The organism is Pseudomonas sivasensis, assembly GCF_052938085.1.
Genome location: NZ_CP176442.1, coordinates 6,191,269 through 6,214,151 on the forward strand (window position 1 = coordinate 6,191,269; position 22,883 = coordinate 6,214,151).

18 protein-coding genes are annotated in these 22,883 nt (G+C 56.0%); 10 read left to right on the top strand and 8 right to left on the bottom strand.

The window, feature by feature from the left end; all coding sequences use genetic code 11:
* Positions 1-537 carry a D-glycero-beta-D-manno-heptose 1,7-bisphosphate 7-phosphatase gene (gene gmhB / locus ACKZ62_RS28465; protein ID WP_012721458.1) on the top strand — a complete coding sequence of 179 codons (537 nt, stop codon included), beginning with the start codon at positions 1-3 and terminating at the stop codon, positions 535-537.
* An 82-nt stretch (positions 538-619) separates the two neighbouring features.
* The gene (locus ACKZ62_RS28470) at positions 620-1,390 is read left to right on the top strand and encodes a lysophospholipid acyltransferase family protein (RefSeq protein ID WP_095185270.1); all 771 of its coding nucleotides are present in this window, start codon (positions 620-622) and stop codon (positions 1,388-1,390) included.
* Positions 1,391-1,569: 179 nt separating this feature from the next.
* On the opposite strand, the gene ACKZ62_RS28475 is transcribed toward ACKZ62_RS28470, so the two are convergent.
* A complete protein-coding gene (locus tag ACKZ62_RS28475) occupies positions 1,570-3,852 on the bottom strand; it encodes a CHASE2 domain-containing protein (protein WP_122764016.1) in 2,283 nt (760 codons plus the stop codon).
* A gap of 379 nt (positions 3,853-4,231) precedes the next feature.
* On the opposite strand from ACKZ62_RS28475, the gene ACKZ62_RS28480 reads away from it, so the two are divergent.
* A complete protein-coding gene (locus ACKZ62_RS28480) occupies positions 4,232-4,954 on the top strand; it encodes a response regulator transcription factor (protein ID WP_032885147.1) in 723 nt (240 codons plus the stop codon).
* Between the two features lie 103 nt (positions 4,955-5,057).
* Here ACKZ62_RS28480 and gyrB read toward each other — a convergent pair whose 3' ends face one another.
* The 4 genes from gyrB to dnaA are packed head-to-tail and all read right to left on the bottom strand — an operon-like array spanning position 5,058 to position 11,266.
* The gene (gene gyrB, locus ACKZ62_RS28485) at positions 5,058-7,475 is read right to left on the bottom strand and encodes a DNA topoisomerase (ATP-hydrolyzing) subunit B (protein ID WP_032885149.1); all 2,418 of its coding nucleotides are present in this window, start codon (positions 7,473-7,475) and stop codon (positions 5,058-5,060) included.
* Positions 7,476-7,479: 4 nt separating this feature from the next.
* Positions 7,480-8,583 carry a DNA replication/repair protein RecF gene (gene recF / locus ACKZ62_RS28490; protein WP_012721452.1) on the bottom strand — a complete coding sequence of 368 codons (1,104 nt, stop codon included), beginning with the start codon at positions 8,581-8,583 and terminating at the stop codon, positions 7,480-7,482.
* Between the two features lie 20 nt (positions 8,584-8,603).
* Entirely contained in the window at positions 8,604-9,707 is a 1,104-nt protein-coding gene (gene dnaN, locus ACKZ62_RS28495) for a DNA polymerase III subunit beta (RefSeq protein ID WP_005783345.1), read from the bottom strand.
* 38 nt (positions 9,708-9,745) lie between these two features.
* The gene (gene dnaA / locus ACKZ62_RS28500) at positions 9,746-11,266 is read right to left on the bottom strand and encodes a chromosomal replication initiator protein DnaA (protein ID WP_032885151.1); all 1,521 of its coding nucleotides are present in this window, start codon (positions 11,264-11,266) and stop codon (positions 9,746-9,748) included.
* A gap of 586 nt (positions 11,267-11,852) precedes the next feature.
* Between dnaA and rpmH the strand changes: the two genes are divergently transcribed.
* The 5 genes from rpmH (at position 11,853) to mnmE (ending at position 15,781) form a co-directional block, all read left to right on the top strand.
* Positions 11,853-11,987: a 50S ribosomal protein L34 gene (gene rpmH / locus ACKZ62_RS28505; RefSeq protein ID WP_003213577.1), complete on the top strand. Its 135-nt coding sequence runs from the start codon at positions 11,853-11,855 to the stop codon at positions 11,985-11,987.
* Positions 11,988-12,003: 16 nt separating this feature from the next.
* Entirely contained in the window at positions 12,004-12,408 is a 405-nt protein-coding gene (rnpA, locus tag ACKZ62_RS28510) for a ribonuclease P protein component (RefSeq protein ID WP_026013533.1), read from the top strand.
* Positions 12,401-12,646: a membrane protein insertion efficiency factor YidD gene (gene yidD, locus ACKZ62_RS28515; RefSeq protein ID WP_010207715.1), complete on the top strand. Its 246-nt coding sequence runs from the start codon at positions 12,401-12,403 to the stop codon at positions 12,644-12,646. Before rnpA ends, yidD begins: the two co-directional genes overlap by 8 nt.
* Positions 12,647-12,648: 2 nt before the next feature.
* Positions 12,649-14,331 (top strand): membrane protein insertase YidC, encoded by a 1,683-nt coding sequence (gene yidC / locus ACKZ62_RS28520; protein ID WP_032885153.1) that lies wholly within the window; start codon positions 12,649-12,651, stop codon positions 14,329-14,331.
* Between the two features lie 79 nt (positions 14,332-14,410).
* On the top strand, positions 14,411-15,781 hold the full coding sequence (mnmE, locus tag ACKZ62_RS28525; protein WP_032885154.1) for a tRNA uridine-5-carboxymethylaminomethyl(34) synthesis GTPase MnmE: 1,371 nt from the start codon (positions 14,411-14,413) through the stop codon (positions 15,779-15,781).
* Between the two features lie 19 nt (positions 15,782-15,800).
* On the opposite strand, the gene ACKZ62_RS28530 is transcribed toward mnmE, so the two are convergent.
* The 3 genes from ACKZ62_RS28530 to ACKZ62_RS28540 form a co-directional block, all read right to left on the bottom strand.
* A complete protein-coding gene (locus ACKZ62_RS28530; RefSeq protein WP_447096155.1) occupies positions 15,801-18,239 on the bottom strand; it encodes a TonB-dependent siderophore receptor in 2,439 nt (812 codons plus the stop codon).
* Between the two features lie 88 nt (positions 18,240-18,327).
* Positions 18,328-19,272, bottom strand: a complete 945-nt coding sequence (locus ACKZ62_RS28535; protein WP_181644047.1) for a FecR domain-containing protein — start codon at positions 19,270-19,272, stop codon at positions 18,328-18,330.
* Entirely contained in the window at positions 19,272-19,778 is a 507-nt protein-coding gene (locus ACKZ62_RS28540; protein ID WP_032885157.1) for a sigma-70 family RNA polymerase sigma factor, read from the bottom strand. The genes ACKZ62_RS28535 and ACKZ62_RS28540 overlap by 1 nt, the downstream gene beginning before the upstream one ends.
* Before the next feature lie 565 nt (positions 19,779-20,343).
* On the opposite strand from ACKZ62_RS28540, the gene mnmG reads away from it, so the two are divergent.
* Both mnmG and rsmG read left to right on the top strand, forming a co-directional pair.
* Positions 20,344-22,236 carry a tRNA uridine-5-carboxymethylaminomethyl(34) synthesis enzyme MnmG gene (gene mnmG / locus ACKZ62_RS28545; protein WP_095185320.1) on the top strand — a complete coding sequence of 631 codons (1,893 nt, stop codon included), beginning with the start codon at positions 20,344-20,346 and terminating at the stop codon, positions 22,234-22,236.
* Positions 22,233-22,877, top strand: coding sequence for a 16S rRNA (guanine(527)-N(7))-methyltransferase RsmG (rsmG, locus tag ACKZ62_RS28550; RefSeq protein ID WP_032885159.1), 645 nt, complete (start codon positions 22,233-22,235; stop codon positions 22,875-22,877). The genes mnmG and rsmG overlap by 4 nt, the downstream gene beginning before the upstream one ends.
* The last annotated feature ends 6 nt before the right edge of the window (positions 22,878-22,883 follow it).

Genomic DNA, 22,883 nt, shown 5'->3' on the forward strand with positions numbered 1-22,883 from the left:
ATGTTGAAACTGCTGATTCTCGATCGGGACGGGGTGATCAACTACGACTCCGACGCTTACATCAAGTCGGTGGCGGAATGGATTCCACTGCCCGGTTCGATCGAGGCCATCGCGCAGTTGAGCAAAGCCGGCTGGACGGTGGCCATCGCCACCAACCAGTCCGGCATTGCCCGTGGCTATTACGACATCGCTACCCTGGACGCCATGCACGCGCGCTTGCGCACGCTGGTGGCGGAGCAGGGCGGTGAGGTGGGGCTGGTGGTGTACTGCCCTCACGGGCCGGATGAGGGCTGCGATTGCCGCAAACCCAAACCTGGCATGTTGAAAACCATTGCAGAACATTACAAGGTGCCCTTGGCTGGGATATGGTTCGTCGGGGACAGCCTCGGTGACCTGGAGGCGGCCAAAGCCGTCGACTCTCAGCCAGTTTTGGTAAAGACCGGGAAAGGCGAAAAGACCCAGGCGAAAAACCTGCCGGTAGGCACCTTGATTTTTGACGATCTGGCGGCGGTTGCCGCAGAACTTATCAACAACTAGCCGCCCTCGACTTCCTGACCAAGGACTGTTCGGGAGTGCGCTTTTAACAGGCGGGCCCTGTCCCGCAACGGTAAATGCCGCCATGTCGATTTTGCAGGCCATCAGAACCTTTTTCTTTTACCTGCTGCTGGGCACCAGTTCGTTTCTCTGGTGCACCCTGAGCTTTTTTATTGCGCCGTTCCTGCCGTTCAAGGCGCGCTATCGCTTTATCAACGTCTATTGGTGCCGCTGCGCGTTGTGGCTGACCAAGGTGTTCCTGAACATTCGTTTCGAGGTCAAGGGCGCGGAAAACGTACCGGACCAGCCGTGCGTGATTTTGTCGAATCACCAGAGCACCTGGGAGACCTTCTTTCTCTCGGCTTACTTCTCGCCATTGAGCCAAGTGCTCAAGCGTGAGCTGCTGTACGTGCCGTTCTTCGGCTGGGCCATGGCCATGTTGCGCCCGATTGCTATCGACCGTGACAACCCCAAGGCAGCGCTCAAGCATGTCGCCAAGAAGGGCGATGAGCTGCTCAAAGACGGCGTGTGGGTGCTGATCTTTCCGGAAGGAACACGAGTCCCCTTTGGGACCGTAGGCAAGTTCTCCCGTGGCGGTACAGCATTGGCGGTCAACGCCAACCTGCCAGTGTTGCCGATTGCACATAACGCCGGCAGGTTCTGGCCGAAGACCGGTTGGGCAAAACGCGAGGGCACCATCACGGTGGTGATTGGCGAGCCAATGTACGCAGAAGGCGAAGGCCCACGCGCTATTGCAGCGCTGAATGAGCGCGCCCAGGCGTGGAATGAGGCACAGCAGCGGGCCATGGGTTCTCTACCGCCGGAGCCAGTTGTTGTGGATACGCCGGTGATATGAGGATCTGTGGATAACCTGTGTACGGTTTGTTGGCGAATCAGCTTTTTTGAGTCATAAGAAGCTGATTTACTTACATATTTCCAGAGCCGATAAAATCTCGAAAAACGTGCATAAGTTTTTTCCGCATAAAAAAACCGGTCCTTGTGACCGGTTTTTTATGCACAGCAGAAAAGGACGTTTTAACAGTCTTCCAGCAAGGGCAATTGCAGTCTGAATGTGGTGCCTTTGCCTAGGGTGCTTTCACATTCGATACGTCCTCCATGGCGCTCCACGACTGCCTTGACCATGGTGAGCCCTAGCCCCAACCCTTCGCTGCCTTGGGCTGAATCAAAGCGTTTGTACTGGCTGAACAGCTCCGGTAAATCCTTGGAGGCTATCCCGGGGCCCTGGTCGCTGATAAGGCATTCCAACCAACCTTGTTCGCTGCTGTGTCTCAACCGGACGGTGGTGCCGGATGGCGAGTACTTGATCGCGTTCTCCAGCACATTGAATAACGCGCGAGTGAGTAGGGACTGATCGGCTGACACCATCCCTTCATCCGCCTCTTCAAGATCGTGGACCAGGTGAATACCTTTGAGCTGGGCGATCAGTGCTACCTGGTCAAAAGCATCCATTACCAGCATGGCAAACAGCGTCGGTTGGAAGTGGTAACCATCGGCCTCCGCTTTCGCCAACTGGACGAAGGATTCAGTCAGGCTCAAGGCTCGGCGTACTTGCTGCTCAATCTGAGAAAATACTGGCGACTCGGCGTTGTGCACGTCGAGCAGCGCGAGGATCGCCGAGTGCGGTGCACGCAGGTCATGGGAAAGGAAACGCAGCATGGTTTCCCGGTGCTGCTGGGCCTCGCGCTCTTTGCTCAGGTCTGTGAGGCTTAGCAACCAACCCAGCGCCACATCCCCTTCGGCAGGTAGTAAAGGAGCAAGCTCCATGCGCAGGCTGCGTTGGTGAATATCACGGAACTCAACAAGCTCCAACGCAGAAAGGGCAGGGCGCACGCCGTTGTGCAGGGGTGGATAACCCAGATCAACCAATTGGTCCAATAGGTTTTGGTTGACCAGATCGCTGCCGAACACGTCGCGGGCAATGCGATTGGCCAGCAGGATATTGCCTTGTGTGTCTGTGATCAGCGTCGCCACCGGCAGGCACTCCAGCCCATCGGCCATAAAGCGTCGTGTGTCCCTTGTACGGCTTACCGCTTGCTCTAGGGCAAAGATGCGCCCCTGCAACACATCACCTTTGCTGGCAGGCGCACGTCGGCGCTCGGGCAGAACTTTGGGTTCGTCATCCAATCGGGCCAACTCCCAGCCAAAGTACGCCAGGATCACGCTGAGACGTCGCCAGTTCCAGATCAGGTAGCTGAGCAGCAATCCGATCAGGCAGGCCGCAGGCGACCACCAGTAGCCGATACGCAATAGGGCAAATGAGCCGAGCAAAGCCGTGAACATACAGCCAAGGGTCATCCACAGTGCAAAGCGTGGGCGGTAGAGCAGCAGCCCCAGTAGTGCCGCCACCAGGGATGTTGCCATCAGGGCTGCCACCCAGTCGGGCAAGTCCACAATGCTGCGACCTTGCAGCAATCCATTGAGCACGTTGGCCTGAATCTCCACGCCCGCCGTGGTTCCCACCATGGGTGAGAGCGGCGTGACATAGCGATCACCCATTCCCGATGCTGGCGCTCCTACCAGAATCAGACGATTGCGCAGCCGCTCGGGGGAGACTTCTCCACGTAATACGCTGACATAAGAGACGCTTGGAAAATGGCTGTCGGGGGCGATATACGGGATGCGAACTGCATACTCTCGATGCCAATCCTGGGAATTCGAATCCACAGGCTCACCTGGCATCTCTGAAGGCTGGCCGCTCATCGTGAACGCCAACCACGCCAACTGAGGTGCCGTCGCATTGGGTGGGCCCTCACGTAAATAAAGGCTGCGCACCACGCCATCGCTGTCAGCCTCCACGTTGATATGCCCAACCCCCTTGGCACATTTGAGCAGCGGCCGCATTTGTACTCTGGGTGGGCTATAACTGGCAGAGTCGTCACGCCCCAAGGGCAACAGTACGTTGCCGGCGTTGCACACCGCATCTGCCAAACGTTTTTCTTGGAGGGGATCGGCGGGATCGCTGAAGATTACATCCAACAGAATGCTGGCGGGTTGTGCAGCGCTCAGACGATCGATCAGGTCGGCGTGCAAACTAGGGGGCCAAGGCCACTGGCCGAGCTTCTTCAGGCTGGCGTCATCGATAGTAACCAGCAAGATACGCGGATCCACCGGCAGCGGTGTTAGACGGCGAAGGCTGTCATACAGCGGGTTGTTCAAAGCCAGGCCAGTACTCATTGAGAGGTAGGCTGTGATCGGCAACAACAGCAAACCGATCCACAACCACTCACGAACCAGACCGTGGAACAGCCGTTGGGCATGGGTGGGTTGACGTTTTTCGGCCTTGCCCCAGAGCATCATTGATCAGCGTGTCCCTGTTGTTGGCATGCGGTAGAAGGTGGCATAGCGCCCAGTGAAGCTCATTTTTGACGCGGTGGAAAAGTTTTACTGCTTGGGACTCGTAAAGGTGCGAATTCCAAAGGGCATCCACTATCAGGGCACAGGAGTTTACGACAGCGCACGCGTCGGCTGATCCTTTTCCTTAAGGCTTGGAGCCGGTATCTTTCCCACGTAGGTACCGAGGACTTTAACTGGGTTAATCACTTATTGATCCCAGCGTACCGAGAGATCCAAGGGGCCGACGAATCTGCGCACAATTCTTCAGATTCGACGACCGGCATCTGTGTAGTACGTGCCTTCACTACGGCTGCAGTACTCTTCGAGAAGAAAGGACCCACCCATGCGTGTCGCAATACTGGATGACGAACCCGCTGAATTGAGACGGGTGGAACAGACACTGCGACAAATCCCCAGCACCGCCGAACAGCCCTGGACCCTTCATTGCTTCGAGCGTGGCGAAGACCTGCTGCGCCAATTGCGTCGGGAAACCTTTGACCTGCTGATACTCGACTGGCAACTGCCCGATATCACTGGCATCGCATTGCTGCGCTGGACCCGTGAACACATGGAGTCCCCACCCGCCGTGATCATGCTCACTAGCCGCGATGCTGAAAGCGATATCGTCACCGCGTTGAACAGTGGCGCCGATGATTACGTCAGCAAACCCTTTCGCCCCAATGAACTGAAGGCTCGGGTGACCGCCGTTCTACGTCGCCATGGCCTGCAGAAGCCGGCGACCCAGGAAGTACAGAGCTTCAATGATCTGACCTTTGACGATGCCGAATTGACCGTCACTCGTGCGGGAAAACCGATCAACCTCACCGAGCGGGAATACCGCTTGGCGAGCTGCTTGTTCGCCAACCTGGCCCGGCCACTGTCCCGCGAGTACCTCTATGAGCGGTTCTGGACCCATGAAGAAATGGTGTCATCGAGACCCTTGGATACGCATATCTATCGGTTGCGTAACAAGCTGGGGCTTACTGCTGACAGGGGTTGGCAGCTGTTGACGATCTATGGGTATGGGTACCGTTTGGAGAGTGTGGCGACAGCTTCCCATGGGTGAAAACGGTGATGTTCCACGTGGAGCATTTTAGAAAAACTGATTTTCACGTAATAAAAAAGGCCAACGCATAGCGTTGGCCTTTATTCTGTGGGTCTCGCCTGGATCAGAAATCCAGGTTAGACACTGCCAGAGCATTACTCTCGATGAAGTCACGGCGAGGCTCGACCGCATCACCCATCAGGGTGTTGAAGATCTGGTCTGCCCCAATGGCGTCTTCGATGGTCACGCGCAGCATGCGACGCTGAGCAGGGTCCATGGTGGTTTCCCACAATTGATCAGGGTTCATCTCACCCAAACCTTTGTATCGCTGGATGGTGTGGCGCTTGGTGCTTTCTGCCATCAACCAGTCCAGGGCCTCTTTGAACTCCTTGACTGCTTTCTTACGCTCGCCACGCTGAATGTAGGCGCCGTCGTCCAGCAGGGTGCTTAGTTGCGCGCCCAAGGTGACCACAGTTTTGTAGTCATTGCTGCCGAAGAAGTCGCGGTTGAAGGTGACGTAGTTCGACAGACCATGGGAGATCAGTTCGACCTCTGGCAGCCATACGTTACGTTCACGGTCTTCACGCAGACTGGCTTTGTACACCAGGCCAGATTTCTCCACAGTGCGCAGACGTACTTCGTACTGGGCCAGCCACTCCTGCATCGCTGCATGATCGCCCAACTGCTCCAGGCTCACGGCCGGCAGATAGATGAAGTGTTCGGTCAGTTCCTGTGGGTATAGGCGCGACAGCCGCTTGAGGGTCTTCATAACCATGCGGAAATCGTTAACCAGACGCTCCAACGCCTCACCGGAAATACCGGGTGCTTCGTCGTTCAAGTGCAGGCTCGCATCTTCCAGGGCCGACTGCGTCATGTACTCTTCCATGGCGTCGTCGTCTTTGATGTATTGCTCTTGCTTACCCTTTTTCACTTTGTACAAAGGTGGCTGGGCGATGTAGATGTAGCCACGCTCGATCAGCTCCGGCAACTGACGGAAGAAGAAAGTCAGCAGCAGAGTACGGATGTGAGAGCCGTCGACGTCAGCATCGGTCATGATGATGATGTTGTGATAGCGCAGCTTATCGATGTTGTACTCGTCGCGACCGATACCGCAGCCCAACGCCGTGATCAAGGTGCCAACTTCCTGGGAGGAAATCATCTTGTCGAAGCGAGCTTTCTCTACGTTAAGGATCTTACCCTTCAACGGCAGGATGGCCTGGGTGCGACGGTTACGGCCCTGCTTGGCGGAACCGCCAGCAGAGTCACCTTCCACCAGGTACAGTTCGGAGAGGGCAGGGTCTTTTTCCTGGCAGTCAGCCAGTTTGCCCGGCAAGCCGGCGATATCCAACGCGCCTTTACGACGGGTCATCTCGCGAGCCTTACGCGCGGCTTCCCGGGCGCGCGCAGCATCGATCATCTTACCGACGACCAGCTTGGCTTCGTTCGGATTCTCCAGCAGGAAGTCCGAGAAGTATTTACCCATTTCCTGTTCAACGGCTGTCTTCACTTCGGAAGACACCAGCTTGTCTTTAGTCTGGGAACTAAACTTAGGATCCGGCACTTTCACCGAGATAATCGCGGTCAGACCTTCACGCGCATCGTCACCGGTGGTGGCAACTTTATGCTTCTTCGCCAGGCCTTCGGCTTCGATGTAGGTGTTCAGGTTACGCGTCAGCGCGGAACGGAAACCCACCAAGTGAGTGCCGCCATCGCGCTGGGGAATGTTGTTGGTGAAGCACAACAGGTTCTCGTTGAAGCTGTCGTTCCACTGCAGGGCGATTTCCACGCCGATGCCGTCATCGCGCTGGATGTTGAAGTGAAACACCTGGTTGACCGCAGTCTTGTTGGTGTTCAGGTATTCAACGAATGCACGCAGACCACCTTCGTACTTGAACAGTTCTTCCTTGCCGCTGCGCTCATCCTTGAGGACGATACCCACACCGGAGTTGAGGAAGGAGAGTTCGCGAATACGCTTGGCCAGGATGTCCCAACTGAAGTGGATATTCTTGAATGTTTCATCGGACGGCTTGAAGTGGATCTGAGTACCGGTGGTTTCACTATCGCCAACGATTTTCATCGGCTCCTGTGGAACACCGTGGACGTAGGTCTGTTCCCAGATCTTTCCGCTGCGGCGAACGGTCAGGATCAGCTCTTCGGACAGCGCGTTTACTACCGAAACACCTACACCGTGCAACCCCCCAGATACTTTATAGGAGTTGTCGTCGAACTTACCGCCGGCGTGGAGCACGGTCATGATGACCTCTGCTGCCGAAACACCTTCTTCTTTGTGCACATCTACCGGAATGCCACGACCGTTGTCGCGCACGGTGATTGATTCGTCCGGGTGGATGATGATGCTGATGTCGTCGCAGTGACCGGCCAAAGCTTCGTCGATGGAGTTGTCGACCACCTCGAACACCATGTGGTGCAGACCGCTACCGTCATCAGTGTCGCCAATGTACATACCGGGACGTTTGCGTACGGCATCCAAACCTTTCAGCACTTTAATGCTGGTCGAGTCGTACGTGTTTTCTTCGCTCATGCCTTCACTCCCGATGGTCGTGGGTCTGGGTGATACGGCCTTGTTCCACGTGGAACAAAGCGACTGGCGTTTCCGTCTGCCAGCCTTCCCTCAATAATTCGTGGTCTACACAGGTGATAAAAACCTGGCAGCGTAATTCTTCCAACAAGCGGCATAACGCACGGCGATGTTGCTCGTCGAGTTCAGACGGCAAGTCATCCACCAGATAAATACACTGACCACGTCGGGCTTGGCTAACCAGATGACCCTGGGCGATACGCAGTGCACACACCACCAACTTCTGCTGGCCACGGGACAAGATGTCCGCAGCATTGTGTGCGCCTAATCTAAGACGCAAATCAGCCCGTTGGGGTCCGGCCTGGGTATGGCCAATTTGCTGATCCCGTTGCAGGGAAGTCGCGAGCACTGCACTCAGCTCACGCTCTTTATCCCAACCACGGTAGTAACTCAGCGTCAGCCCCTCGAGATCCAACAACTCACTCAAGGTCTGCTCAAAGACTGGTTTCAAGGCTTTGATATAGGCGCGGCGGTATTCATCTATTTCATCGCTGGCCAGGCACAATTCCCGGTCCCAGGCCGCTTGCGAAGCGGCGTCAAGTGTACCATGCCGCAGCCACGAGTTCCGCTGCCGCAGGGCCTTCTGCAGGCGCTGCCATGTGGCCATGAATCGTGGTTCCACGTGGAACACTCCCCAGTCGAGGAACTGCCTGCGGATTTTCGGCGCACCTTCCAGTAATCGGAAGCTGTCAGGGTTGATCAGTTGCAACGGCAGGATCTCTGCCAGTTGCGCAGCACTGCGAGCGTTTTGCCCGTCGATGCGAATCTGGAACTCACCGCCGCGATCACGAGAAATCCCCAGGCTGCTGTGGCCCCCTTCTGCCAGTTCGACTTGGCCGAAGACCGTGCAGGCCAGTTGTTCGTACTGAATCACCGGCAACAAGCGGGCACTGCGAAAGGAACGGGCAAGCCCTAGTAGGTGGATGGCTTCCAGCACGCTGGTTTTGCCACTACCGTTGGCGCCGTGGAGGATGTTGATGCGGGGGGAGGGGGAGAAGGTCACCGGGTGCAAATTGCGCACCGCGGTGACCGAGACGCGACTAAGGGACATCTAGCTTCTGCTGAGCATGATTACAGGCGCATCGGCATAACAACATAAGCCGAGTCGTCGTTGTCGGATTCCTGCACCAGAGCGCTGCTGTTGGAGTCAGACAGGATCAGGCGAACCTGTTCAGTGGTCATCACACCCAACACGTCCAGCAAGTAGCTCACGTTGAAGCCGATTTCCAGGGAACCACCGTTGTAGTCAACGCCGACTTCTTCTTCCGCTTCTTCCTGCTCCGGGTTATTGGCCTGAATTTTTAACTGACCGTTGGCCAATTGCAGACGAATACCACGGTACTTTTCGTTGGACAGAATCGCGGTACGGCTGAACGCTTCACGCAGGGCCTGACGGTCACCGATTACCAACTTGTCACCACCTTTAGGCAGCACACGCTCGTAATCCGGGAATTTGCCGTCGACCAGCTTGGACGTGAACGTGAATTCGCCGGTGGTCGCGCGGATATGGTGCTGACCCAGTACGATGCTGACATTGCCATCCGGCTCGGTGAGCAGGCGTGCCAGTTCGAGAATACCCTTACGCGGAACAATCACCTGGTGACGATCAGGTTGACCGATATCGGCCCGCATTGAGCACATTGCCAGACGGTGACCGTCGGTAGCCACGGCGCGGATGATGCCTTCCGACACTTCCAGCAGCATTCCGTTGAGGTAGTAACGCACGTCCTGCTGGGCCATGGCGAAGCTGGTGCGTTCGATAAGACGGCGCAGTTTACTTTGCTCAAGGCTGCAGGTCAGTGAGCCTGGGCCTTCTTCCACAGTCGGGAAATCATTGGCCGGCAAAGTGGACAGCGTGAAACGACTGCGACCCGCCTTGACCACCAACTTCTGCTCATCAACCTTAATGTCGATCAGCGCGTCGTTCGGCAGGCTCTTGCAGATGTCCATCAGCTTACGCGCTGGCACAGTAATCTCGCCAGGCTCTGCAGGCTCTTCCAGCTGCACGCGGCCAACCAATTCGACTTCCAGGTCGGTACCAGTCAGGGACAACTGCTGGCCCTCGACAACCAGCAATACGTTGGAGAGCACCGGCAAGGTCTGTCGGCGCTCGACGACGCCTGCGACCAGTTGCAGGGGTTTCAACAGGGCTTCGCGTTGAATGGTGAAATGCATGGTCTAGTCCCTTGCCTTAATAAGCTGCGCTGGTGTCATCAAGTGGTCAGTGTACGCAGCAGGTTCTTGTAGTCCTCGCGAATATCCGCGTCGGATTCCTTAAGTTCGTTGATCTTGCGGCATGCGTGCAAGACTGTGGTGTGGTCGCGACCACCAAACACATCGCCGATTTCCGGCAGGCTATGGTTGGTCAACTCCTTGGAGAGGGCCATGGCCACTTGTCGCGGACGAGCCACCGAGCGAGAACGGCGCTTGGACAGCAGGTCGGAAATCTTGATCTTGTAGTACTCGGCCACGGTGCGCTGGATGTTATCCACACTCACCAGTTTGTCCTGCAGTGCCAGCAAGTCTTTCAAGGATTCGCGAATCAGCTCGATGGTGATGTCGCGCCCCATGAAATGCGAGTGTGCGATGACTCGCTTGAGCGCGCCTTCGAGTTCACGCACGTTGGAACGAATACGCTGTGCGATAAAGAAAGCAGCGTCGTGTGGCAGATCGACTTTTGCCTGATCGGCTTTTTTCATCAGGATCGCAACGCGGGTTTCCAGCTCCGGCGGCTCTACCGCAACGGTGAGGCCCCAGCCAAAGCGCGACTTCAAGCGTTCTTCCAGGCCTTCGATTTCCTTCGGATAACGGTCACTGGTCAAGATGACCTGTTGGCCGCCTTCGAGCAGGGCGTTGAAGGTATGGAAAAACTCTTCCTGTGAACGTTCCTTACGAGCAAAGAACTGAATGTCATCGATCAGCAAGGCGTCAACGGAACGGTAGAACCGCTTGAACTCGTTGATGGCATTGAGCTGCAAGGCCTTAACCATGTCCGCCACAAAGCGCTCCGAGTGCAGGTACACGACCTTGGCATTCGGGTTCTTCTTTAATAGGTGGTTACCCACAGCGTGCATCAAGTGAGTTTTACCCAAGCCCACGCCACCATAAAGGAAGAGCGGGTTGTAACCATGCTTGGGGTTATCCGCCACTTGCCAGGCCGCAGCGCGAGCCAGCTGGTTAGATTTACCTTCGACGAAATTCTCGAAGGTAAAGGTGCGGTTCAAGTAGCTGGTGTGCTTGAGCGCGCCTTCGACCTGTACGGTGCGCTGTTCGGCGCGAATCGGTGCCTGCTGCGAGCTGGCACCAGCCATGGGGTCAAAGCTGTCGCGAGACGGCTCTTCATTAATAGGTGCGTTTTTCTGTGACGCCGATTTGGAAGGCGTCTGGGCAACGGGAGCAGGCGAGTTATTAACAGGTGCCGCTGCGGCCTGAGCTTGAGAAGCGCTCGCCGCCAATGGCGCATTCGGCGCAGCGCGAGGCGCCGAGCTGCGTTTGCTGCCTATTAATAAGGAGAGCACAGGCGCAAGGCCATTGCCGTGTTCGTCGAGCAATTCGAGAACGCGGCTCAGGTACTTCTCGTTGACCCAGTCGAGAACAAAACGATTAGGTGCGTAGACACGCAACTCGTCGCCTTCGGCTTCGACCTGTAGCGGACGGATCCAGGTGTTGAATTGCTGGGCAGGCAGCTCATCGCGCAAAAGCTCCACGCACTGCTGCCAAAGTTCCACTGACACGGATATCCCCTAAGTTGAAAGCCGGTGAGGCAAAAACAGCCGCCATTGTAGCGGCGAGCCGCCCACTTATCCACATGTAGGTTGCCCACAGGGCACCCAAAATCAATGTCTTATCCCGGAAAAAGCCGACCAGTGGTCTGTGCATAAGGTCTGTGGATAAGCGGCCCTGAGCTCGTTGTACAAGTGGGGGTGAAAGTCTGTGGGTAACTGGGCTGTGGATAACATGCCATTCCACACACAGCTTATCCGACAGCGCAGCACAGGCAGAGCACCGCTTCTCCCCCATGTTGTCATCCTCTGTACATCAAGTGGAATATGGCCTCAAGGCAGTTATCCACAGAGGATGGTCTGCATAGCTTTTATAAGCTTTACAGAAAAGCTTTAAATAACTTCCTTCTTTATTTTTATATCTATGACATTGCTCATGGAAGCCAGGCGGATAGAAGAGGGGGTTTTACCCGATAGAGATCTAATTGAAGGAAAAGCTGGTTGGAAATTGACCTAGAGGCTTGCTTTCTCTAGAATCGCCGGTCTCTTAAAACGGGGGCCATTCCGGCCCGTTGTGGACGAACCAGGTAACAACGCCATGAAACGTACTTTCCAACCAAGCACCATCAAACGCGCCCGTACTCACGGCTTCCGTGCTCGCATGGCTACCAAGAACGGCCGTGCTGTCCTGTCGCGTCGCCGCGCCAAAGGTCGTGCGCGTCTGGCAGTTTGATAATCCGGTACTGGTGGTGAGTCAGGACTTCAGTCGGGAAAAGCGTCTGCTAACACCCCGGCACTTCAAGGCAGTCTTTGACTCCCCCACCGGCAAGGTTCCGGGGAAAAATCTCCTGCTCCTTGCGCGTAACAACGATCTTGATCACCCCCGTCTCGGGTTGGTGATTGGCAAGAAGAGCGTAAAGCTCTCCGTTGAGCGCAATCGCCTCAAGCGTCTGATGCGCGAATCGTTTCGCCTCCACCAGGACACTCTGGTTGGTTGGGATATTGTTATCGTCGCGCGCAAAGGCTTGGGGGATGTAGAAAACCCCGAATTGATTCAGCATTTCGGCAAGCTCTGGAAACGTCTGGCGCGTACCAACAAACCAGCACCAGCAGTCAGCACCGAAACTGTAGGGGTAGACAGTACCAATGCGTAAACTGGCACTCGTTCCGATCCAGTTTTATCGCTATGCCATTAGTCCTCTGATGGCCAGTCACTGTCGTTTCTACCCCAGTTGTTCCTGCTACGCGTTAGAAGCCATAGAAAATCATGGTCTTCTGCGCGGTGGCTGGCTGACCTTTCGTCGTTTAGGTCGCTGTCATCCGTGGAATCCCGGTGGTTATGACCCGGTTCCACCTATCCCTACCTCCCGTTCTTCTTCGATGGCCGAGTAATCATGGATATTAAACGCACGATCCTGATCGTCGCCCTGGCAATCGTGTCCTACGTCATGGTTCTTAAGTGGAACCAGGATTATGGCCAAGCTGCCCTGCCGACTCAGAATGTTGCTACCAATCAGGCTGCCCCGGCTATTCCGGACACCCCGCTGGGTACCAATGCGTCCGCGAGTGCAGATGTTCCCAGCGCGAATGGCGAGACAAGCGCCCCTTTAGAAACGCCAGTGGTCACCAATAAAGACCTCATCCTCGTGAAAACGGATGTGCTCGACTTGGCTATCGACCCACAAGGTGGTGATATCGCGCAGTTGAAACTGCCGCTGTATCCACGTCGCCAAGACCATCCGGATGTACCGTTCCAACTGTTCGATAACGGTGGTGAACGTACTTATCTGGCGCAAAGCGGTCTGACCGGCACTAATGGTCCGGATGCGCGCGCTACCGGTCGTCCGGTTTATTCGACCGAAAAGAAGGTTTATCAACTGGCGGATGGCCAAAACCAGTTGAACGTCGACCTGAAATTCAGCCTCGACGGCGTCAACTACATCAAGCGTTTCAGCTTCACTCGCGGTTTGTACGACCTGAAGGTCACTTACCTGATCGACAACACCAGCGAAAAACCTTGGAGCGGCAATCTGTTTGCCCAACTCAAGCGTGATGGCAGCTCCGATCCTTCTTCCAGCACCGCTACTGGTACCGCTACCTACTTGGGCGCAGCCCTGTGGACAAGTAACGAGCCGTACAAAAAAGTGTCGATGAAAGATATCGACAAAGGCGCGCTGAAAGAAACCGTCCAAGGCGGCTGGGTTGCCTGGTTGCAACACTATTTCGTGACCGCCTGGATCCCGAACAAGGGTGAAGCCAACCTGGTTCAAACCCGTAAAGACAGCCAAGGTAACTACATCATTGGCTTTACTGGCCCGGCGTTGACCGTCGCTCCAGGTGCCAAGGCTGAAACCAGCGCTACCCTGTACGCCGGCCCGAAAAGCCAGGCCGTGCTGAAAGAGTTGTCCCCAGGTCTGGAACTGACTGTGGATTACGGCATTCTGTGGTTTATTGCCCAGCCTATCTTCTGGCTGCTGCAACATATCCACAGCATTGTGGGTAACTGGGGCTTCTCGATCATATTCCTGACCATGCTGATCAAGGGGATCTTCTTCCCACTGTCGGCTGCCAGCTACAAGTCGATGGCCCGTATGCGTGCCGTTGCTCCGAAACTGGCTGCGTTGAAAGAGCAGCATGGTGATGATCGGCAGAAAATGTCGCAGGCCATGATGGAGCTGTACAAGAAAGAGAAGATCAACCCGTTGGGTGGATGCTTGCCTATTCTGGTGCAGATGCCGGTGTTCCTCTCGCTGTACTGGGTACTCCTGGAAAGCGTGGAAATGCGCCAGGCACCGTTCATGCTGTGGATAACTGATCTGTCGATCAAGGACCCATTCTTTATCCTGCCGATCATCATGGGCGCGACCATGTTCATCCAGCAGCGTCTGAACCCAACACCGCCGGATCCGATGCAGGCTAAAGTGATGAAAATGATGCCAATCATCTTCACCTTCTTCTTCCTGTGGTTCCCAGCTGGTCTGGTTCTGTACTGGGTGGTCAACAACGTGTTGTCGATCTCTCAACAGTGGTACATCACACGTAAAATCGAAGCGGCTACCAAAAAAGCCGAGGCGTAATTTACTCTGTGGATAACCACTCAAGACGCCCCCTAGTGGGGCGTTTTGCTTTCCGTCACTTTTGTTATGGAACCTGCTGATGAGCGCTCCTCGTGAAACCATCGCTGCTGTCGCAACCGCTCAAGGTCGCGGCGGTGTGGGTATCGTTCGAATTTCCGGGCCCCTCGCCGGCATGGCAGCCAAGGCCATCAGCGGCCGGGAATTGAAACCGCGGTATGCCCATTACGGCCCGTTTCTGGATGCAGACCACAGCGTATTGGATGAGGGCCTGGCCCTCTATTTCCCTGGACCTAACTCTTTCACCGGTGAGGATGTCCTGGAACTGCAAGGCCACGGTGGTCCTGTAGTCCTGGATATGCTGCTGCAGCGTTGCTTGCAATTAGGCTGCCGTCTCGCCCGGCCGGGTGAGTTCAGTGAACGCGCGTTCTTGAATGACAAGCTCGATCTGGCCCAGGCCGAAGCTATCGCGGACCTGATCGAAGCGAGTTCCGCACAGGCCGCACGCAATGCGTTGCGTTCGCTGCAGGGGGCATTTTCCCTGCGTGTGCATAACTTGACCGAGCAATTGATCAGCCTGCGCATCTACGTAGAGGCGGCGATTGATTTTCCTGAGGAAGAGATCGACTTCCTCGCCGATGGCCACGTATTGGCAATGTTGGATAAAGTCCGCGAGGAGTTATCCACAGTGCTGCGTGAAGCGGGGCAAGGCGCCTTGCTGCGCGATGGCATGACGGTGGTCATTGCCGGTCGCCCCAACGCGGGTAAGTCCAGCCTTCTGAATGCCTTGGCCGGACGTGAGGCTGCCATCGTCACCGAGATTGCCGGCACCACCCGGGACATCCTGCGCGAACATATCCACATCGACGGCATGCCGCTGCACGTGGTTGATACCGCAGGCTTGCGCGATACCGATGACCAGGTGGAAAAGATCGGCGTAGAGCGCGCCCTCAAAGCCATCAGTGAAGCAGACCGCGTATTACTGGTGGTTGATGCCACTGCGCCTGAGGCTGCGGATCCTTTTGCCCTTTGGCCGGAGTTTCTTGAACAACGACCTGACCCGGCTAACGTCACCTTGATCCGCAACAAGGCTGACCTGACAGGCGAAGCCATCGCGCTTGAAATGGGTGAGGATGGCCACGTCACGATCAGCCTGAGCGCCAAGTCGGCGGGTAATGGCCTGGAATTGCTGCGCGACCATCTCAAGGCCTGCATGGGTTACGAGCAGACCTCGGAAAGCAGCTTCAGTGCGCGTCGCAGGCACCTGGAGGCACTGCGTCATGCCAGTGCGGCCCTTGAGCACGGACGCGCGCAGCTGACCTTGGCGGGGGCAGGGGAGCTGCTGGCCGAGGATCTACGTCAGGCACAGCAGCTGCTGGGGGAAATCACCGGCGCCTTCAGCTCCGATGATTTGTTGGGACGGATCTTTTCCAGCTTCTGCATCGGTAAATAGCAACGTTATCCACAATGGTTTACCAGTTGTAGGACACCGTACCGAGCAAGGTACGGCTGTCACCCCAGTAACAACGCCCTGCATCGTTGCAACCGGATACATATTCCTTGTCGAACAGGTTCTTGGCATTCACATCAACCGACCAGTTTTTGTCGAACTGATAGCCAACGGATGCATCCACCAAGGTGACGCTTCCCGCGTCCAATTTTCCGTACAGCGTGGGCGCGGTGTAGGAAAAGGTACTGTCGAAATAACGCACGCCCGCCCCCAGGGACAACCCCTTGAGCTGACTGTCGAGGAATCGGTATTTGCCCCATACAGACGCCTGATTCCGCGGCACCCCGGTCAGCTGGTGCCCTTCGACCAGAGAAGTAGCGGAGTCCTTAGTGATTCGAGCGTCAGTGTAGGTGTAGGCCGCCGTTAAATTCAGGTTAGGCGTGACGTTGCTGTTGACCTCGACTTCAACGCCCTTGGACCGACTTTCGCCTACTTGGCGGTAGCTGTTAGTGGTGGCGTCGAGGTAGGTGTCATCTTCCTTGCGCAAGTCATACACCGACACAGTCATCGCCGTATCCCAGCCGATCGGTTCGTACTTCACGCCTACTTCGTATTGGCTGCTGGTAATCGGCTTCAAGGGTGAACCGGCGTTGGAAATCTGCTGCACCGGCACGAATGCAGTGGAATAGCTCACATACGGCGTCAGGCCGTTGTCGAACTGGTACATCACCCCGCCCTGATAGGTGAACTTGCGATCTTCAGAGCCGGTATCGCTGGCCTTGTTGACCTTGTCGCGGAAATCACTCTCGACCCAGTCCTGACGGCCACCCAACAGGAATAACCAGCGGTCATACTTGCTCTGCAGCTGTGCATAAACCCCTTTCATCTGCTGTTCGAGCAACGTGTTCTGTACTGCCAGAGGTGTAGTCGGATCGCGCAAGTAAACAGGGTTATACACATCGATGGTGCCGGCGAACCCGGCATTCCAATCCTGATTGAAAGAAGTGCGGTCGTAGCTGGCGCCGAACAGCAGAGTATTTTCCAGCCCGCCGACCTGAAATTTGCCTTCCAGCTGGTTATCCAGGGAATAAACCATCGACTTGTTGTAGCGATCGTAGGCGTTCATGTTCAACCGGGTCCCGAAACCGCCGTTGTTCAATTGGCCCGGCCAGGTTTCGTGACGGTTGATACGCGACTGCATGTAGCGCGAGTTCTGGCGGAACTGCCAGTCGTCATTGAAGCTATGAGCGAGCTCATACCCCGTGCTCCAGGCTTCACGTTCGAAGGTGTTCCAGTCTGGATTCCCGAGCATGGTGTGCTTGGACAACTTACCGTTGGGATTCGTCAGTAACGTGCCGGCAGCTGGTAGGCCGAGTTCCAGGTTGGTGTGATCCTTCTGGTAGCTGGCGAGCAGGGTGAAGGTGTTGTAGTCGTCGAAATTCAGGGTCAGGGAGGGAGCAACGTAGAGGCGATCATCCGGCACATGATCAGTCTGGGTATCAGACTTGCGCCCCAGCATCACCACGCGTCCAAGGATGTCGCCGCTGTCGTTGAGCGGACCGGAGATATCTACACCCACCTGACGGCGGTTATTCGAACCATAGCCCAGTTGTACCTCGCCTTGCGGCGTGGCGGTTGGATGTTTACTGACCAGGTTTACCAAGCCACCGGGGGCATTTTCACCGTAGAGCAGCGACGAAGGCCCACGGAATATTTCGACCCGCTCCAGGCCATAAGGCTCGCTGGTGGTGTCGTACCGATTGCCCTGAACACGTAGTCCATCACGCAGCAGGCCGTAGCCATAGTCTGTGGCGTTGAAACCGCGAATGAAGAACAGGTCACCGGCCAGACTATCGCCGGCAGCGAAGGGCGGGGCGAAAATACCCGGCACGTAGCCCAGTACTTCGGTAAGGGACTGGGACTTCTGGTCCTTGATGCGCTGACCGGTGACGACCGATACCGACCGCGGTGTTTCCGACAGTGGCGTGCTGGTTTTGGTCCCAACCCGGCTGTTTTGAGCTTTGTAGCCCACATCCCCGGCGATCTCCTGATTGAAACCGTCCAGTTGAACCGTGCTTACAGTCGTGGGCGCAAGGGTCAGTTCGCCTGTGGGCGCCGCTTGCAATATGTAGCTACCAGGCGCCTGGGCCACAGCCTCTAACGCCGAGTTTTGCAACAGCAGCGCAAAGCCCTGCTCCACCGAATAGTCCCCCTCAAGCCCAGGGGTGTTCAAATGAGCGGTCTGCTGGGGCGAAAAGGACAGGATCACATTGGCCCTGGCCGCAAATTGGCTCAAGGCGCTGTCGAGCGGACCTGCGCCAATAGCGAAGTGCTGCACCACGCTGGCTGCAAGGGCGCCTGTTGATAACAACCCGCAGGCAGCGGCGGTAGAGGTAAGCAGCAAACCGTAGGTCAGGCCGTGGCAGGAGAGTCGCTGGCGAAGCTTAGGAGGAAGGCGCATAGGTGGATAAACCCTGAAGGTAGCGTCGTGATTACCTGTAGGGCCGCGTCAGGTAAAAAAAAGATAACCCTGTGGATTATTTTTTTGCTCAGCCGATTCGCTTCACCGAAACCCAGTAACGGGTGAAGTAATTGACCTGGATCGGCAGCGTCGCTTGCAGGTTGGCCAGCACCGCATCGGTGGAATCCAATCGGAATGTGCCGGAAACCCGCAGGCGCGCCGAAGCTGGATCGCATTGCAGGACCCCAGGTCGATAACGACCGAGCTCGTCGATCACATCGCCGAGCCGGGCATCGAGCACGATCAGTTGTCCGTCGACCCAAGCAGCTTCAGCCCCGCTGTAAGGTTGGCTTACCCCTACGCTTTGCCGATTGAATTGCGCACTCTCGCCTGCAATAAGCAGTCGGCTGAGGTCTGGTCGATCAGTGGGTGAAATGCTGACGCGGTCTTCCAGCACTCCGACCTGTGTGAAATCCGGCAGTTGGCGCACAGTAAAGTGTGTCCCCAAAGCCTGGATGCGACCCTGCTGAGTCTCAACATAGAAGGGCATCTGCGCGCCCGACTTGCCAGTGTGGATAAGAACTTCGCCTTCGCGCAGGCGTATCAAGCGCTGGCGTCCGTCGAACAGCACATCAATGGCGGTTTGGGTATTCAGGTCAATCCGGGTGCCGTCGGCCAGTTCGATGCGCCGGCGCTTGCCCAAAGGTGTACGGAAATCGGCCCAAACATTGCCCAGGGACGTATGTTGCTGAACATTCCACCCCAAGTAACCGGTGCTGCCGAGTACCAGCATCCACTTGAGCACCTGGCGACGTTGCTGTGTGGCCGACAAAGCGCGGCGAGTGAAATCCTGGGGCAAGGCACCCAGGCTGCGTTGCAATTGCTCCATCTGATTCCACGCCGCCTGATGGGACGGATCGATGTTGAGCCATTGCTGCCAGGCATGGCGCTCGGCCGCTGTGGGCGTCTGGGATTGAAACTGCACGTACCAGCCGGCGGCAGCCTCGAAGGTCTTGCGATCAGGCGCTGCCATTACAAGGAGGCCATGATCATTGAACATTCGGTCAACGCGCGAACCATGTGCTTCTTCACGGTCGTCAGTGACACCTGCAGTTGATCGGCGATCTGTTGATAAGTCAGGCCGTCAATCTGCGACAGCATGAAGATCCGCCGCGAGCGTTCGCCCAAGCTGGCGAGAGCTTTATCCACAGCCACCAGGGTTTCGATGATGATCGCCTTATCTTCTTCACTGATGGCAGTGGCATCAGGACGCTCGGCCAGGCTTTGCTTATAAGCCTGTTCAATGGCGTGACGCCTGTAGCGGTCAATTACCAGACCCCTGGCGATGGTCGCCAGATAATCACGTGGCTCAAGGATCTGCGCCGCATGGCGCCCACCAAGAATGCGCACGAACGTATCGTGTGCGACATCGGCCGCATCGCAGGCGTTATGCAACTTACCTCTGAGCCACCCGTGCAACCAAGAATGGTGCTGTTCGTAAATATGCTGGACGGCAACCGTGTGTGAAGGAGTAGGCATAGGGTGCGAGAGGGCAGGTTAATGATAATCGCTATTATTAACTGCACTGCAGATTTCTCACAATAGATCTCTTTTTACGCTGTTCACTTCCGAGTCGAAGGATTTCGGTGGCTTCACCGTGACCTCGGTATAGCGTGTTTGCTCGATTTCTGCGGATTAAGCCCTGTGAATAACCGCCCCTGTGCCCAGTTGATAACAGGGCTTGAAACCTGAGTAAAAACCCATCTGTGGATAAGTGAATGTTTAATCCACAGGCTTAGCGTACTTATCCAAGGGCCTCATTGGCACATGACCACAGACTTTTGAATCTCTGTACATACCGTAAATAAAGGCCTGTAGAGATCTATCCACAGAAATGATGCTCAGTAGAAATAAACATAAAAACAAAGATTTAATAAATTTCTCTCTTTTAATTTCTATTGTCTGTGATTCATCCACAGCTGGTTAAATTTTGTGCAAAGGGTTCTTTAGGAAGGGCTAAGTCCCTATACTTGCCGCCAAAGCTCTAAAACCAGTTCAATCAATCGATTCCTAATTACCTACTTAAGCAGGCACGAGGTGCGTGGTGGATTTCCCTTCCCGTTTTGAAGTGATCGTCATCGGCGGCGGTCATGCCGGTACCGAGGCAGCACTGGCGTCAGCACGCATGGGCGTAAAAACCCTGTTGCTCACGCACAACGTGGAAACCCTCGGTGCAATGAGTTGCAACCCCGCCATTGGTGGTATCGGCAAAAGCCATCTGGTCAAGGAAATCGACGCCCTTGGCGGCGTAATGGCCATGGCAACCGATAAGGGTGGTATTCAATTTCGCGTTCTCAACAGCCGCAAAGGCCCGGCAGTGCGCGCCACTCGGGCACAAGCTGACCGCATTCTGTACAAGGCTGCTGTACGTGAAACCCTGGAAAACCAGCCGAACCTGTGGATATTTCAACAAGCAGCGGATGACCTGATCGTCGAACAAGACGTGGTGAAGGGCGTTGTCACCCAAATGGGTCTGCGCTTCTTCGCAGAATCTGTGGTTTTGACCACCGGAACCTTCCTTGGCGGACTTATCCACATCGGAATGCAGAATTATTCCGGTGGCCGTGCCGGTGATCCTCCGTCGATTGCCTTGGCAAAACGCCTGCGTGAATTGCCGCTGCGTGTCGGTCGCCTGAAAACCGGAACCCCGCCGCGTATCGACGGGCGTTCTGTGGATTTCTCGTTGATGACTGAGCAAGCGGGCGATACGCCGATCCCGGTGATGTCGTTCATGGGTTCCAAGGAGCAACACCCCAAACAGGTGAGTTGCTGGATTACCCACACCAATGCCCGAACTCACGAGATCATTGCCGCGAACCTCGACCGTTCGCCGATGTATTCCGGTGTGATCGAGGGGATTGGCCCGCGCTATTGCCCATCGATCGAAGACAAGATCCACCGCTTTGCCGACAAGGAGAGCCATCAGGTCTTCATCGAACCCGAAGGTCTGACTACTCACGAGCTGTACCCGAACGGGATATCTACTTCCCTGCCGTTCGACGTGCAAATCCAGATCGTGCAATCGATTCGCGGCATGGAAAACGCACATATCGTGCGACCTGGCTATGCCATCGAGTATGACTACTTCGATCCTCGTGATCTGAAGTACAGCCTGGAGACCAAAGTGATCGGCGGGCTGTTCTTCGCCGGCCAAATCAATGGCACAACCGGTTACGAAGAAGCCGGCGCCCAAGGTTTGCTGGCCGGGACCAACGCCGCATTGCGTGCACAAGGCAAAGACAGTTGGTGCCCGCGTCGCGATGAAGCGTACATCGGTGTGTTGGTGGACGACCTGATTACCCTGGGTACCCAGGAACCGTACCGGATGTTCACTTCCCGGGCGGAATACCGTCTGATCCTGCGCGAAGACAACGCCGACCTGCGGCTGACCGAAAAAGGCCGCGAACTGGGGCTGGTCGATGACGTGCGCTGGGAAGCCTTCTGCAAAAAACGTGAAAGCATTGCGTTGGAAGAGCAGCGCCTGAAAGGCACTTGGGTTCGCCCCGGTACCGAACAAGGTGATGCAATTGCCGAGAAATTCGGCACGCCGCTGACTCACGAGTACAACTTGCTGAACCTGCTGTCACGTCCGGAAATCGACTACGCTGGCTTGGTCGAAGTGACGGGCGGCGGCGCAGAAGATCCACAGGTTGCCGAGCAGGTCGAAATCAAGACGAAGTACGCCGGTTACATTGACCGCCAGCAGGACGAGATTGCTCGTCTGCGCGCCAGTGAAGACACCAAGCTGCCTGTGGATATCGACTACACCGGGATTTCCGGGCTTTCGAAAGAAATTCAGAGCAAGCTGGGGATAACTCGACCAGAAACCCTGGGTCAGGCTTCACGTATTCCCGGCGTCACCCCGGCAGCCATTTCGCTGTTGATGATTCATTTGAAAAAACGCGGCGCGGGCCGTCAGTTGGAGCAAAGCGCTTGAGTTCGTTGGTCACCCTGCAACACGCCGAAGAGTTATCCACAGGTGCACGCCAATTGGGCGTCGATCTGACGTCCGCCCAGCATGAGTTGCTGTTGGGCTACCTAGCCCTGTTGATCAAATGGAACAAGGCTTACAACCTCACGGCAGTGCGCAATCCCGATGAGATGGTGTCCCGGCATTTGCTCGACAGCTTGAGCGTGATGCCATTTATTCAAAACGGTCGCTGGTTGGATGTGGGCAGTGGCGGCGGCATGCCAGGTATCCCCTTGGCCATCCTGTTTCCCGAGTCCCAAGTGACCTGCCTGGACAGCAATGGCAAGAAAACCCGCTTCCTGACCCAGGTCAAACTCGAACTCAAGCTGGATAACCTTCACGTTATCCACAGCCGTGTCGAAGAATTCACGCCTGAACTGCCTTTCAACGGAATTGTTTCCCGGGCGTTCAGCAGCATGGAGAACTTCAGCAACTGGACACGCCACCTGGGTGACCGCGATACCCGCTGGCTGGCAATGAAGGGCGTCCATCCGAGTGATGAGCTGTTAGCATTGCCGGCAGACTTCCACCTCGATAGCGAACACGCCTTGGCCGTACCCGGTTGCCAAGGCCAACGCCATCTGCTGATACTGCGCCGCACGGCATGATTGGGA

What these genes read in the sequence shown, in the direction of transcription:
- gmhB (WP_012721458.1), top strand. Translation starts at nt 1, where the DNA reads ATGTTGAAACTGCTGATTCTCGATCGGGACGGGGTGATCAACTACGAC.
- ACKZ62_RS28470 (WP_095185270.1), top strand. Translation starts at nt 620, where the DNA reads ATGTCGATTTTGCAGGCCATCAGAACCTTTTTCTTTTACCTGCTGCTG.
- ACKZ62_RS28475 (WP_122764016.1), bottom strand. Translation starts at nt 3,852, where the DNA reads ATGATGCTCTGGGGCAAGGCCGAAAAACGTCAACCCACCCATGCCCAA.
- ACKZ62_RS28480 (WP_032885147.1), top strand. Translation starts at nt 4,232, where the DNA reads ATGCGTGTCGCAATACTGGATGACGAACCCGCTGAATTGAGACGGGTG.
- gyrB (WP_032885149.1), bottom strand. Translation starts at nt 7,475, where the DNA reads ATGAGCGAAGAAAACACGTACGACTCGACCAGCATTAAAGTGCTGAAA.
- recF (WP_012721452.1), bottom strand. Translation starts at nt 8,583, where the DNA reads ATGTCCCTTAGTCGCGTCTCGGTCACCGCGGTGCGCAATTTGCACCCG.
- dnaN (WP_005783345.1), bottom strand. Translation starts at nt 9,707, where the DNA reads ATGCATTTCACCATTCAACGCGAAGCCCTGTTGAAACCCCTGCAACTG.
- rpmH (WP_003213577.1), top strand. Translation starts at nt 11,853, where the DNA reads ATGAAACGTACTTTCCAACCAAGCACCATCAAACGCGCCCGTACTCAC.
- yidD (WP_010207715.1), top strand. Translation starts at nt 12,401, where the DNA reads ATGCGTAAACTGGCACTCGTTCCGATCCAGTTTTATCGCTATGCCATT.
- yidC (WP_032885153.1), top strand. Translation starts at nt 12,649, where the DNA reads ATGGATATTAAACGCACGATCCTGATCGTCGCCCTGGCAATCGTGTCC.
- mnmE (WP_032885154.1), top strand. Translation starts at nt 14,411, where the DNA reads ATGAGCGCTCCTCGTGAAACCATCGCTGCTGTCGCAACCGCTCAAGGT.
- ACKZ62_RS28530 (WP_447096155.1), bottom strand. Translation starts at nt 18,239, where the DNA reads ATGCGCCTTCCTCCTAAGCTTCGCCAGCGACTCTCCTGCCACGGCCTG.
- ACKZ62_RS28535 (WP_181644047.1), bottom strand. Translation starts at nt 19,272, where the DNA reads ATGGCAGCGCCTGATCGCAAGACCTTCGAGGCTGCCGCCGGCTGGTAC.
- ACKZ62_RS28540 (WP_032885157.1), bottom strand. Translation starts at nt 19,778, where the DNA reads ATGCCTACTCCTTCACACACGGTTGCCGTCCAGCATATTTACGAACAG.